The sequence below is a fragment of the Kribbella sp. NBC_00662 genome, assembly GCF_041430295.1.
Classification (GTDB): domain Bacteria; phylum Actinomycetota; class Actinomycetes; order Propionibacteriales; family Kribbellaceae; genus Kribbella.
On the sequence record NZ_CP109029.1, the window covers coordinates 603,421 to 616,237 of the forward strand.

A 12,817-nucleotide genomic window follows, 5' to 3' on the forward strand; every position below is an offset into this window, starting at 1 on the left:
CAGGTGGCGAATGACCCACTTCGCCGCCTACGGTTGCGGTCAGTGGTTACCGCCGGGGACTGAGCAGGAAGGACGACGGGGCCGGATGAAGACGCAGGACAGGCCGCTCGACCAGGACGACCTGGCGATGGCGGACCTCGCCGAGATCCCGGACTGGGGCGTGATCGCCGGTCCGGACGGCGACGAGGCCGGTCCGGAGGTTGTACGTGCCCTGGTGAACCGGGTGATGGGCCGGACCACCTGGCAGCCCTGGCCGCTGGAGGCCGGTGAGGTCATCGGCGACGAGATGGTCTCCTGGGGTTTCACCACCCGGCGCGGGACGACGATGATCGTCTTCGACGGGCTCGCGTTCCCGGACTGCCCGGACAGCGGCTGGTCGGCGTACGACATCGGCCCCGACGACATCGCCGCGGCCGAGGCCGGGCTGGACGCGCACTGGCCGGACCACCTCACGCTCGCCACCAAGCATTGGGGCCAGCCCGACTACCTCGGTGACGAGAGCAGCGTCACGTTCGTCGACGAGTGGGAGCCGGGCGCCGGCACCGGCCGCCGGCACCTCGCCGTCTGGCTGCGTCCGGGCGCCCAGATCCACCTGTACAGCAACAAGCCCAGCAAGGACCCGCTGACGACCTCGGTCGGGGTCAACTACGCCGTGTACATCGACTAGGAGACCTGAATGAGCGAGCCCTCCTCGGAGCCCCGCCAGGGGCGGATCTCCCGCTGGCGTGCCCGGTCACGCGGCACCAAGACGATGAAGGCCGGGTACGCGCTGGCCGCGCGCGACGTGAAGAACTGGGACAAGGACGTGCTGGCGCGCATCGGCAGCTCCCGGATGACGCCGGCGCACCTGGCCCGGCTGGCGCAGGTAGGCGTCAACGGGCAGATCCGTCCCGACCTGCACGGCGCCGCTTCGCAGTCGCTGAGCCAGCGCGCGACCAACCGGATGCAGTGGAGCCAGCGCCAGCAGAGCCCGACCAGGAACCCGTTCCGCCAGGCGGCGCGACGGATCTCCCGCTGGCGGGACGTGCGGCACGGCACAAAGATGGTCAAGGCCGCCATGGTCCTGGCGAGCAAAGAGGCGAAGAACGCCGACCCCAACGTCAGGCTGGCGATGGGCAACAACCGCACCATGACCAAGACGCAGATCTCCAACATGGTCCAGGGGCAGATGGAGACGGCCTTCAAACCCGAGTTGTATGCGCCTCGGGGCGGACCGCAGCAAGGTGCCGGTCAGCAGCAGGTTCAGGGCCAGGGGCAACAGGTTCAGGGCGGACAGGTTCAGGGTCAGGGGCAACAGGTTCAAGGCGGCCAGATCCAGGGTGGGCGGGTGCAGGCTCAGCTGCCGGCCGGTCAGCCGCAGCAGGTCGTGTCCGCGGTGCAGCGGATCGCGGCGATGGCGCAGCAGCTCGAGTCGAGCGAGCAGCGGATCGTCGAGGCGCTGGCCGAGTTCAACCGGCTGCAGGGCGAGGTCAGGCAGCTGATCGAGACTCGGATGGCGCAGAACCAGCAGGAGAACGCCAACCTCAACGCCCTGCTGAACCAGGTGGGCCAGTCGGGCCAAGGTGTCAACCAGCAGGTCGATCAGCAGGTGGGCCAGCGGCCGCAGCTCGACCCGAACGTTCACGACGTTCGACTCGACAACCCCGTCATCCAGACAGACGAAGCCGCCCGGCAACAGCCCGAAGGCGAACAGCAACAGCCGGAAGGCGAACAGCAACAGCCGGAAGGCGAACAGCAGCAGCTGGAAGGCGAGCAGCAGCCCGGAGGTGAACAGCAGCAGCGCGAAGGTGAGCAGGCCGCCGAAGGCCGGCAAGAGGCTGAGGCGCCGCGGGTCGAAGGTGGTGGGCAGACGGTGAGCCGGGGCGAGACCTGGACGAGGGCTGCCGAGGCGCCGGAGAAGCACGCCGAGCAGCCAGTCCAGGCCTCGACTCAGGGACACTCGGAGACCGAGACGGGCTCACTGGTCGCGAAGGAAGAGGCCGCCAGGGCCGCCCAGGCCGCCGGCGACGTCGCTCCGGTCCGACCGTCGTCTCCGGAGCAGGCCGCCGCGACAGCCCAGTCCGGCAGGCAGGACCCGACCCAACGCACCGGTCACCTCACGACGAAATCCTCGAAGGACACCGGCCGAGGCAACTGACCCACCAGCACGACCACGGCCGAGGCAACTAACCACGAAGCATCACCACGAGCGCCGCCGTCCACCACGGCGGCGTCGTCGTACTCCGCCCTAGAAGTCGACGAGGTCCAGCCGCGCCTCGACCGCCGTACCCTCGGTCAGCCCTTCGGCGACCCGCACCGGCTTCTTCACCGGCAGCAGATAACTGCCGGACTTGCTCGGGAACAGCGACGTCTGCCAGCTGCTCCCACCAACCGTCACGCTCACCCGCACCGACCCGAATCCCTTACGCCGCCCCTCGGTCAGATCCGCGATGTCATCGCTGATCTCCTCCGGAACCGCGACGAAGTACCAACTGCCCTCGCCCGGGTACTGCCACAACGGAGCCGAGAACCGATAGCTGCTCACACCTCAGGATTTCAGGCGGACGGTGAAGATCGGTAGCAGGAAGTGGACGAGAGGACCGATCGCGAGGGCGTAGACGACGGTGCCGACGCCGATCGAGCCGCCGAGGAGGAAGCCGGTGGCAAGGACGGTGAGCTCGATCGACGTACGGACGAGGCGGACGCTCAGCCCGGTACGACGTACCAGCCCCGTCATCAGCCCGTCGCGCGGACCGGGGCCGAACTGCGCGCCGATGTAGAGCGCACCGGCGAGCGCGTTGACGACGACGCCGGCCAGCATGAACACGATCCGCAGCCAGAGCGCGTCCGGGCGGTCGACCGTCGCGAGAGTCAGGTCGGTGACCAGGCCGATCACGATGGCGTTGCTGATCGTGCCGAGGCCGGGCCACTGCCGCAGCGGGATCCAGGCCAGCAGTACGACGAAGCTGACCGCGATCACCACGGTGCCGAAGCTGAACGGGAAGTGCTTCGTGATGCCGGAGTGGAACACATCCCACGGGTCCAGGCCGAGGTTGCCCTGGATCATCAGGCCCATCGAGGCGCCGTACAGGGTCAGCCCGACGTACAGCTGGACCAGGCGTCGCGGCAGGTGGCCTGCTTTCAACTGCTGGATCGGGTTGATGGGCGCGAGCTGGCGCGGTGGAGCGTCCGGAGTGGCGGTCACGTTCTCCAGTGTCCGTCGTAAGTGGCCTGGTATTCGATAGCCAATTACGTCATAGTGGACTGCATGAAGGGGCAATATCTCCCGGCCAGCACCCTCGTCGGCCTGCTCGGCGCGTGGGCCGACGGCACCGGCCCGGCGTACTGGCTGCTGGCCGAGCGACTCCGGTTGCTGATCGCGGACGGCCGGATCACGCCCGGTTCGCGGCTGCCGAGCGAGCGCGAGTTGACCGAGAGCCTCGGAGTCAGCAGGACGACTGTCGCGTCGGCGTACCGCGAGCTGCGCGACCGCGGGTACGTGATCAGCCGCCGCGGTTCGGGCAGCGTCACCGCTCTCCCGGGTCGCGTCCAGCCCTCGCTCAGCCGGCATCACGCGCCGACGTTCGAGACCGACGGGCACTACGACTTCACCGCGGCGGCCCCCGCCGCGATCCCCGGGATCAGCGCGGCGGTCGCGTCTGCCATGGACGAGCTGCCGGCTCAGCTCGCCACCCCTGGCTACCACCCGCAGGGTCTGCCGGAGCTGCGCGCAGAGGTCGCAGCTGTGTACGCCGAACGCGGGCTGCCGACCTCGCCCGACCAGATCATCATCACCGCCGGCGCACTGGCCGCGACGTCGATCGCGATCCGCGCGATCACCCAGATCGGCGACCGGGTGCTGACCGAGAGCCCCACCCACCCGAACTCCGTGGACGCGATCCGGCACAGCGGCTGCCGGATCGTCGCGACCCCGATGGGCCCGGACGGCTGGGACCTGCCGTTGCTGGAGGCAACCATCAGGCAGACCGCGCCACGGGCCGCCTGGATGGTGGTGGATTTCCAGAACCCGACCGGGTGGTTGATGCCGGCGGCGGATCGTAAGCAGCTGGCGGCCGCGTTCGCGCGTAGCCGGACGACGGTGATCGTCGACGAGACGCTGTACGGGTTGTCGCTGGACGGGCAGGAGATGCCGCCGCCGTTCGCGTCGTACCACCCGGAGGGCGTGATCACGGTCGGGTCGGCGAGCAAGCTGTTCTGGGGCGGTCTGCGGATCGGCTGGATGCGGGTGCCGGAGGCGTTGGTCGCCCAGGTGCTCGACGCCCGCGCGTCGCTCGATCTCGGCGCGCCGGTGATCGAGCAGTTGGTCGTCGCGCGGCTGCTCCGGGAGCGCGCGACGCTGCTACCGGATCGCCAGTTGACGATCGGCCGGCAGCGGGACGCCCTGGCCGAGGCCGTGTCCGAGGAGCTGCCGTCGTGGCGGTTCCGGCTGCCCGGCGGCGGGTTGTCGTTGTGGTGCGAGCTGCCTGAGCCCGTCGGGTCGAGTCTGGTCGGGCTGGCCGAGCGGAACGGCGTACTGCTGGTAGCCGGCGCACGGTTCTCGCCGGACGGCGGGCTCGAGTCGTTCATCCGCTTGCCGTACACGCTGCCCGCGGATGCACTGCGTGACGGAGTACGGCGGCTTGCGGCGTCGTACGCGTCGCTCACCAGCGGTATGCCCCGGGCCCGGCGCTCGGCCGCGATGATCGCGTGACGTCATCGCGCCGTAAGGGGTGCGGGGAAGGTTCGCCTTACATCTGGCGTTGAGAGACCATGAGAGTCACTCTGCGAGAGGCGTGAGAATGTCGTTCTTCACCCGCAACACCGCCATGGTCGAGCCGTCGGCCGCCCTGCCCGGACGGGACACCCCTGGCTTCGCCGTACCGGACGAGAACATCGTGCTGCACACGCCGCAGACCGCCCCCGCACCCGAGGGGTTCGACGAGGTCTGGTTCGGCACCGGATGCTTCTGGGGTACCGAGGAGATCTTCTGGCAGCAGCCGGGCGTGTACACCACCGCCGTCGGCTACGCGGGCGGTTACACCCCGAACCCGACGTACGAAGAGGTTTGCACCGGCCGCACCGGCCAGACCGAGGCCGTCCGGGTCGTCTACGACCCGACCAAGACCACCTTCACCGACCTGCTGAAGGTCTTCTGGGAGACCCACGACCCGACACAGGGCATGCGGCAGGGCAACGACCTCGGATCGCAGTACCGCTCGGCGATCTACTACACGACCGACGCCCAGCGCGCCGAGGCCGAGCGCACCCGCGACCTGTACGCCCCCGTCATCAAGCCCCTCGGCTACGGCGACATCACCACCGAGATCGCCCCGGCCACGACGTTCTACTACGCCGAGGGCTACCACCAGCAGTACCTGTTCAAGAACCCGAACGGCTACCGCTGCCACAGCAACACCGGCGCGAAGTTCCCGGCCGACGCCTGACAGGTAGGGATTGAAGCGCCAGGACTCCTTCGAGTCCTGGCGCTTTCTGCATGCGGCGACCGCCCACTGGCGTTGCCTTCGCAACCGACACGCTGCGGCGCGATCGGCACACAGTCCGACACCGATGCCCACCACGTCGGGTCGCCACCACCAACACCTGCGGCCGGCACGGTTGCCGAGTGGGTCCGGCCGTCGATCTTTCGCTGTTTTGTACCACCGGAGCCGGGTACCGGCCAGGTGGCTGGGGGCCTGGTAGTCGCGGAGTACATGAGCGAATCAGGGAGGCAGCGACATGGCCGGAACAAGTACCGCGGGCAGACTCGTAAAGGCCTGGGGAACCGGGGTCAAGGACTTACCGCGGAACACGACATGGCTGCTGTCAAAGGCGCTGACGCCGCTGGAAGCGTCGAAGGACGCGGCAGGTAGCGCGACGCACGCAGCCGGTAGCGCGACACACGCAGCCGGAGGCGGGCTGGTCGACATGGCTCGCCAGGCAGGGGCTTCCATCCTGGATGCGCTCCCCGTGGGCGACTCGATCGAGCTGAGGCTCCAGCGAGCCCGGGCAGCCGCCGACGAGGCACAGCAGGCCGAGGAAGCGGCCGTCCGTGAGGCCGAGGAAGCGAAGGCGCGTAGCGACGAGGCGCGCCAGATCGCCGAACGGTGCCGGGCGTACGTGCGTGACGTCGAGCGGGAGCAGGCCCAGGAGGTCAGCGAAAAGGTCGCCGAGGCCCGCCGCGAGGCCGATGCCCGGGTCGAGCGGGCTCGTGCCTCGGCGCAGGCGGACGCCGACCGCGTGGTGGAACGGGCGAAGGCCGAGGCGGACGATCGGGTCGCCAAGGCGCGGGAGGAGGCCGAGGCGGCACAGTCCAAGGCCAAGCAGGCGATGGCCGACGCGACGGCCAGCCTCGCGGAGGCCAGACAGCTCGCCGACGAGGCCACCGAGGCGACGAAGGCGGCCGCCGAAGAGGCTCACCGACAGGCCGCGCAGCTGGCCGCGAACGCCGATCGCGAGGCGAAGAGCGCCGATGAACGCGTCCGCGAAGCCGAACAGGTCCGGACCCGCGCCAGCGCACAGCGCAAGCGCAATGGGCGTGCTCAAACCACCGTGGACCTGAACGAGATGACCAAGACGGACCTGCTGAACCTTGCCACGGCCGAGGACGTCAAGGGCAGATCAGGTATGAGCAAGCCCGAACTGGTGACCGCCCTCAAACGCTCGTCCGGATCGAAGCAACGCTAACCAGAAGTGGGAGACGATCATGGGACTGTTGCACAGGAAGAGCCGGTTGGAGCGGATGGTCGAGCCGATCGCGACCGGGGCGACCAAGGCGATGCGACGTAGTGCTGTGCGCAACAGCGTCGCCGCCGCTGCGGCGGCGATCGGCATGAGCGCTGCCAGTGCGGTGGTGTCATCGCGGCGGCAGAAGGACAAGAAATGAAGCTGCGCAGTCTCGCGGTGTTCGGCGTGGGGTACGTGCTCGGCGCGAAGGCGGGACGGGAGCGCTATGTCCAGATTGTCGAAGCGATCCAGGCGGCATCGGAGCGGTTGGACGAGGCGCGCCGTCAGCGGGGCAAGCCTTCCCGGGCCGGGAGCGACCAGGGACTCGACAGTTATCTGGACGAGACCAGCCGGAACTAGCACGCTTGCCGGTGGCGCTGTCGTACGCACTTCGCTGGTCGCGCGCCTCCTCGGACTGCGGCTGCTGACCGTGGAAGGCACAGTTTTGCTGGCGCCGGTTTCGGTCGGCTCCCCGCCCGTGGACGTCGCTCCCACGACAGCCCACCTGGACACCCGGACCCTCGACACCGCGATCGGAGCAAGGCTCGGCATGTCGGCCCGATTGCTCGAGGAAAGCATCGACGATCTGCGTTCACTGGACCCCTGAACGAGCGACCCGGAAACAGCGACGCCGCGACGGGTTGCCGTTGTGTTGCTGAGGCCCTACCCGGCCGACTGGTGCCCTTCTACCTTTGACCTGCACCACCAGGACGACGGCTCCGGGGAGCGTTGCGACCAGGGCGAGCATGCCGTAGACGACCGCTACGGTGACGCCCAGCGTGGCGCCTAGGCCGATCGAGCTGAAGGCCCAGGCGGCGGCGCCCTCGCGTGGGCCCCAGCCGGCGATGTTCGTCGGGAGCGCGGAGGCTGTGAGGACGACGAGAGCCAGCGGTAGCAGGCGAGTCGGTGACACGTCCGCGCCGGTCGCTCGTACTGCGATCAGGAAGACGGCGGCGTGGCCGAGTACGGCGATGGTGGAGGCGAGCAGGATGCCTGGCCAGGCCCGCGGCGCGAGGACCGCGTCGCGGAGGTCGCTGGTGAAGGCGCGCCCGATCCGCGAGGTGGGGCGGCGTCCCTTGAGATAAAGGAGTATGGCGACGGCCGCGATTCCAACGGCGGCCGCAGGAACAAAGGCGGCCCAGGACAGCAGGGACAGCGCGCCCGCCGTCAGCACGAGCTGTACCGCGAACCCGGACGTCCGCTCCCACGCCACGGCGCGCAGGCTGCGGCTCACGTCGCCGACCTCGCGGCCGTGGCGTACGGCGCGGTGTACGTCGCCGACCACCCCGCCGGGCAGTGTGGCATTGAGGAACTGGGATCGGTAGTACGCCGCCACCGCGGTCCGTAGCGGCATCTCGACGCCGAGCCCGCCGGCGACGAGCCTCCACCGCCAGGCACAGCACAGCGTGGTCAGCGCGGTGATGGCGAGCGCGGCGGCGAGCAGCCAACCGGTCGTCAGCCGGAGGCCGTCCACCAACGGGCCCGTGCCGACCCGCCAGGCGAGTACGGCAAGGATCGCGGCGCCTCCCGCCAGGCGCGCCCAGGTCCAGATGCTTCGGCTGATGGCGGTTCCGATCTCTTGGTAGGGCCTCGTACGACTAACACGGCGGTCACCTGCCCCTGGTTCAGCCGACTTCGGACAGCACGTCAGACAGCTCGCGTGACGTCTGCAGCCAGTCGGACAGCGTCAGCCGCCGGGATCTGGCCGCTACGCGCAGCCGCGCGCGCTCTCCCGGGTCACCCAGCCACCGGCGCAACGCCTGCGCCAGAGCCTGTGCGTCGCCCGGCTCGACCAGTAGGCCTGGTCGGCTGCCGTCAGAGGCGTGCCCAAGAGCCTCAGGCACGCCGCCGACCTCCGTGGCCACGACCGGCAGCCCGCGGGCGAGCGCTTCGGTGACGACCATGCCGTACGTCTCAGCCTGGGAGGCCAGCACCAACAAGTCTGCCGCCGCGTAGGCCCGCTCGAGTTCAGCGCCTGTGAGCGGACCGGTAAAGGACACCCGGTCAGCCAGGCCCAGCTCTCTGACCTGTCGCCGCAGTCCGTCGACGAACTCCACCTCGAGGTCCAGTGCGCCGACGAAGTCGCACCCCCAAGCCGGACCGTCCACCATGGCCAGCGCCTCGAGCAGGACGTCGGGCCCCTTGGTCCGGGTGATCGCCCCGACGCACAGCAACCGCCCGCCGGACGGCGAACCCGCTGCCAACTCGGCCAGATCGACGCCGGGTCGCACGACGTACAGGCGATCCTTGGGCAGCGCGTAGTGGTCGAGCAGCCACTCCCGGGTCCACTCGCTCGTGGCCACGATCGCGGATACCGCCGACAGCGCGGCGAACTCGCGCGCCTCGTCCCGCGGCATGTGCATGAGTACGACGAGCCGCAGCCGGTCCGCCTCCGGCTCCAGCACTTCGGGGACCACGGACGCGATCAAGCCATCCACCAACACCAGCTCACCGTTCGGGACCCGGGCCAGCGTCGCGCCAACGGCCGAGCGCGCCGCTGCGTCAGGCTGCGTCCAGTCGCCGGCGACGGCGTGCTCGTGGACCGACCAGCCAAGCGCCGTGAGCCCGTCACTGATCCGCCGGTCGTAGACGTTGCCGCCGCTCGGCCGACGCGGATCGTCGATCCCGTACGGGACCAGAAAGTGCACCTGTGTCTCCTTCTCCTGGTCGGCTGAACCGGTGCGACGCTGTTCTCGTATGACACTCGTACCCGTAGCTACGGAGGCACTGTGCGTCTGGTTCAGGGTCGAGTCCGCATCCCCACCGGCCCGCTCGTCGGCTTCGCCGGCTTGCTCGTGCTCCTCGTCGTACTCGCAGCAGTCACCGGCCTCGGCGTCGCCGGCTGGGTGACCGGCGTCGTCTGCGGAGCCGGCCTCGCCGAACTGCTCGCTCGCGCGATGGCGCATCACCGCCGTGACGGGCTGGGGCCCGCGGACAGGGTGACACTGTCTCGCGCAGTCCTCGCCTGCGGGGTCGCGGCGCTCACGGCGGACTCGTTCGGCAGCCCGGCGCCGGTGGCGATCCTGGTGGCGCTCGCGACGGTCGGGCTGTTCCTCGACGGGGTGGACGGGAAGGTCGCTCGGCGTACCGGAACTGTGTCGGCGTTCGGCGCGCGCTTCGACATGGAGGCCGACGCGTTCCTGATCCTGGTCCTCAGCGTGTACGTCGGCCGTACGGCGGGCTGGTGGGTGCTTGCGATCGGTGCGGCCCGCTATCTGTTCGTGGCAGCCAGCTGGGCGTTGCCATGGCTGCGCGGTTCGCTCCCGCCCCGGTACTGGGCCAAGGTGGTGGCCGCGATCCAAGGCATCACCCTGACCGCCGTGATGGCCGACTTCCTGCCCGACGCCGTGACCACGGTGGTGCTGCTGATCGCGCTGGGGCTGCTGGCCGAGTCGTTCGGCCGTCAGATCTGGGGGCTGTGGCGCCAGGCCGGAAGTCCGCCCGGCACTCGCGCCGCCGTGGCGTCGGCGCTGGCGGTGCTGCTCCTCTGGGCTGCACTCCTCGTACCGGACCACACCGGCAGCCTGTCAGCGGCCGCCTTCCTCCGGATCCCGCTCGAAGGACTGGTGTTCGTCGTACTCGTCTGTGTGCTGCCGTCGAGGCTCGCGCGGATCCTCGCAGTGATCGGCGGTGTTCTCGTCGGGGTGCTGCTGGTTCTGCGGCTGCTCGACAGGGGCTTCTACTTCGCCTTCGACCGCGCGTTCCACCCCGTGTACGACGCGGCGTACGTCGGCTCCGCGCTGGGGCTGCTCAGCGACTCGATCGGCCGCGTCGGCGCCATCGCAGTCTTCATCGGAGTCGGAGTCCTGTGCCTGGCTCTGCTCGCCCTGCTGCCGCTGTCGGCGCTGCGGGTGACCCGGCTCGTGACAAGACACCGGCGGCCCACGCTGCGGATAGTCGCCGTACTGGCAGTGATCGCGATCGTGCCCGCACTGACCGGCATCGGGCCTCAGCCTGTACGACGGGTCCCCTCGGCCTCCGCGGCTCGCCTCGCCACGGAGGTCGGTGAAGACCTCCGCGACCAGCACGAGTTCGACCGGGCGCTCGAGCAGGACCCGTTCCGCGACACCCCGGGGAACGAGTTGCTGACCGGTCTGAAAGGAAAGGACGTGCTGCTGGTCTTCGTCGAGAGCTATGGACGCACTGCGCTCGACTCTCCTGTCGTCGGGTCTGCGCTCGAGGCCGGGGACCGGCGGCTGCAGCAGGCCGGCTTCTCGTCGCGCAGCGGCTTCCTCACCTCGCCGACCTTCGGCGGCATCAGCTGGCTGGCGCACTCAACGCTGCAGTCCGGGCTATGGGTGAACAACCAGCAGCGGTACGACCACCTCGTCACCCTGGACCGGGTCACACTCGCCGACGCGTTCGGTCGGGCCGGCTGGCGAACAGTGGCCGACGTACCTTCCAACAACGAGGACTGGTCGGTGGCGAAGACCTACTACCACTACGACATGGTCTACGACCGCCGGAACGTCGGGTACGCCGGACCGTCGTTCAGTTATGCCTCGATGCCTGACCAGTACACCTTGGCCGCGTTCCAGCGACTGGAGCTGGAGAAGCCGAATCGAGCTCCCGTCATGGCCGAGCTCGACCTGGTTTCCAGCCACACGCCGTGGGCGCCGCTCCCCCGGATGGTCGACTGGAGCCAAGTGGGTGACGGCTCGGTCTTCGACCAGATGCCGGCCGAGGGCGACTCACCGGAAGACGTCTGGCGGCAGCCGGACCAGGTGAAGGCTGCGTACGCACAGTCCATCGCCTACTCGCTCGACGCCCTGACCTCGTTCGTCCAGCAGCTCCACGACCGCAACCTCGTGCTCGTCGTCCTCGGCGACCATCAGCCGGCCAGCATCGTCTCGGGCAACGGCGCGAGCCACGATGTGCCGGTCAGCATCATCGCCGCCGACCCGAAGGTGACAGCTCGAGTAGCAAACTGGGGCTGGCAACCCGGGCTCCGACCGGCCGCCGACGCACCGGTCTCGCCGATGGACACCTTCCGAGACCGCTTCCTCACGACCTACGCCCACTAGCGGTTTGCAGGTAGCTGCAACTGACGCCAGCTGGACGGCGCAGCACTCAGGAACCGGCGTCCCAGATGACTCGGTCGGCGAACGCGCCCCGCTCGGCGGCTTTCGCGGCGCGGGTTGTCTCCAGGGCGTCCTTGGTCGTCCCGAGATCGGCGGCCAAGGCGTAGACGACCTCGAGGATGTCCGCGAGTTCCTCGACGGCGATCGGGCCGTCGTCAGCGGTGAGGAACTCGTCGACCTCCTCCAGGAGTTTGTCGCGCAGCCGTTGACGGAACTCGGCCGGCCCGGCCCGGTAGGTGGTCGGCTCGGTGCCGCTCGCGCGGATGATCTCCGGGATGCGGTCTCTGACCAGCTTGCTGCCGGTCACTTGCCCGGGTCGAGCTGCTGGGCCAGGTACTGCTGGAGGCCGATCCGTTCGATCGCGTCGAGTTGGCTCTCGAACCAGTCGACGTGCTTCTCCTCGTCGCGGACCATTTCCTCGAACACCGCGGCGGAGCCGTGGTCGCCGAGGTCGTGGCACTCCTTCGCGGCGGCGTTGAACTGCGCCACCGCGGCGAGCTCGCCGTCGAGGCCGAGGCGGAGCATCTCCTGGGCGTCCTCGCCGACCGAGATGGCGCCGAGCTTCTGCAGGTTCGGGTGGCCGTCGAACAGCAGGATGCGGCTGATCAGCGCGTCGGCGTCCTTCATCTCGTCGATGGACAGGTCGTAGAACACCTTGCCGAGCCGGCCGAATCCCCAGTTGTCGAGCATCCTGGCTTCCAGGAAATACCCGTTGATCACCGTCAACTCGAGCGTGAGCGCCTCGTTGAGCAGTACGACGACACGTGGGCTAACCGGCTGCACCTGCCACCTCCGTGAGTGAGGCTGCCGAGACCGACCTCCCATGCTGGCACAACAACCGCTTCACCGAGAAGACACAGCCGCCACAGTTCCGTCCCGCCCCGGTCGCCCCGCACACCTGCGCGACCGTCCGAGCGCCGTCCTCGATGCTCTCGAGAACGTCGCGGTCGGTCACGACCTCACAGTGGCAGACGATCACATAGGTGAGGCTACCCTCACTGACCACCCTTAGTCATGGTCAGGTCCGTCACATG

General features: G+C 69.2%; 15 protein-coding genes. 8 read left to right on the top strand and 7 right to left on the bottom strand.

All coding sequences use genetic code 11. The annotated features are described in order from the left end of the window. Positions 1-85: 85 nt before the first annotated feature. A complete protein-coding gene (locus OHA10_RS03015; protein ID WP_371404632.1) occupies positions 86-667 on the top strand; it encodes a hypothetical protein in 582 nt (193 codons plus the stop codon). Positions 668-676: 9 nt separating this feature from the next. Continuing rightward, positions 677-2,137, top strand: coding sequence for a hypothetical protein (locus tag OHA10_RS03020; RefSeq protein WP_371404633.1), 1,461 nt, complete (start codon positions 677-679; stop codon positions 2,135-2,137). A gap of 90 nt (positions 2,138-2,227) precedes the next feature. Here OHA10_RS03020 and OHA10_RS03025 read toward each other — a convergent pair whose 3' ends face one another. Beyond that, entirely contained in the window at positions 2,228-2,524 is a 297-nt protein-coding gene (locus OHA10_RS03025) for a DUF1905 domain-containing protein (RefSeq protein ID WP_371404634.1), read from the bottom strand. 3 nt (positions 2,525-2,527) lie between these two features. Beyond that, positions 2,528-3,184: a hypothetical protein gene (locus OHA10_RS03030; protein WP_350857981.1), complete on the bottom strand. Its 657-nt coding sequence runs from the start codon at positions 3,182-3,184 to the stop codon at positions 2,528-2,530. Between the two features lie 63 nt (positions 3,185-3,247). On the opposite strand from OHA10_RS03030, the gene OHA10_RS03035 reads away from it, so the two are divergent. The 5 genes from OHA10_RS03035 to OHA10_RS03055 all read left to right on the top strand — a co-directional run bounded on the left by OHA10_RS03035 (position 3,248) and on the right by OHA10_RS03055 (position 7,062). After that, positions 3,248-4,690, top strand: coding sequence for a PLP-dependent aminotransferase family protein (locus tag OHA10_RS03035; RefSeq protein WP_371404635.1), 1,443 nt, complete (start codon positions 3,248-3,250; stop codon positions 4,688-4,690). 88 nt (positions 4,691-4,778) lie between these two features. Then, positions 4,779-5,423, top strand: coding sequence for a peptide-methionine (S)-S-oxide reductase MsrA (msrA, locus tag OHA10_RS03040; protein WP_371404636.1), 645 nt, complete (start codon positions 4,779-4,781; stop codon positions 5,421-5,423). Between the two features lie 292 nt (positions 5,424-5,715). Beyond that, complete coding sequence (locus OHA10_RS03045; protein ID WP_371404637.1) at positions 5,716-6,663, top strand: hypothetical protein; 948 nt, start codon at positions 5,716-5,718, stop codon at positions 6,661-6,663. 19 nt (positions 6,664-6,682) lie between these two features. Further along, a complete protein-coding gene (locus tag OHA10_RS03050; protein ID WP_371404638.1) occupies positions 6,683-6,862 on the top strand; it encodes a hypothetical protein in 180 nt (59 codons plus the stop codon). Beyond that, positions 6,859-7,062: a hypothetical protein gene (locus OHA10_RS03055; RefSeq protein ID WP_371404639.1), complete on the top strand. Its 204-nt coding sequence runs from the start codon at positions 6,859-6,861 to the stop codon at positions 7,060-7,062. The genes OHA10_RS03050 and OHA10_RS03055 overlap by 4 nt, the downstream gene beginning before the upstream one ends. A gap of 232 nt (positions 7,063-7,294) precedes the next feature. Here OHA10_RS03055 and OHA10_RS03060 read toward each other — a convergent pair whose 3' ends face one another. Beyond that, complete coding sequence (locus OHA10_RS03060) at positions 7,295-8,353, bottom strand: YbhN family protein (RefSeq protein ID WP_371407896.1); 1,059 nt, start codon at positions 8,351-8,353, stop codon at positions 7,295-7,297. Continuing rightward, complete coding sequence (locus OHA10_RS03065; protein WP_371404640.1) at positions 8,328-9,350, bottom strand: glycosyltransferase family 4 protein; 1,023 nt, start codon at positions 9,348-9,350, stop codon at positions 8,328-8,330. Before OHA10_RS03065 ends, OHA10_RS03060 begins: the two co-directional genes overlap by 26 nt. Before the next feature lie 81 nt (positions 9,351-9,431). Between OHA10_RS03065 and OHA10_RS03070 the strand changes: the two genes are divergently transcribed. Then, the gene (locus OHA10_RS03070) at positions 9,432-11,726 is read left to right on the top strand and encodes a CDP-alcohol phosphatidyltransferase family protein (protein WP_371404641.1); all 2,295 of its coding nucleotides are present in this window, start codon (positions 9,432-9,434) and stop codon (positions 11,724-11,726) included. Positions 11,727-11,772: 46 nt separating this feature from the next. Here the strand turns inward: OHA10_RS03070 and OHA10_RS03075 are convergent, their stop codons facing one another. From OHA10_RS03075 to OHA10_RS03085, 3 genes are read right to left on the bottom strand one after another with little or no spacing between them, the layout of a single operon-like run. Next, complete coding sequence (locus tag OHA10_RS03075) at positions 11,773-12,090, bottom strand: nucleoside triphosphate pyrophosphohydrolase (RefSeq protein ID WP_371404642.1); 318 nt, start codon at positions 12,088-12,090, stop codon at positions 11,773-11,775. Continuing rightward, positions 12,087-12,566 carry a bacterioferritin gene (bfr, locus tag OHA10_RS03080; RefSeq protein WP_371404643.1) on the bottom strand — a complete coding sequence of 160 codons (480 nt, stop codon included), beginning with the start codon at positions 12,564-12,566 and terminating at the stop codon, positions 12,087-12,089. The genes OHA10_RS03075 and bfr overlap by 4 nt, the downstream gene beginning before the upstream one ends. Further along, entirely contained in the window at positions 12,553-12,789 is a 237-nt protein-coding gene (locus tag OHA10_RS03085) for a bacterioferritin-associated ferredoxin (RefSeq protein WP_371404644.1), read from the bottom strand. The genes bfr and OHA10_RS03085 overlap by 14 nt, the downstream gene beginning before the upstream one ends. Positions 12,790-12,817: the final 28 nt, after the last annotated feature.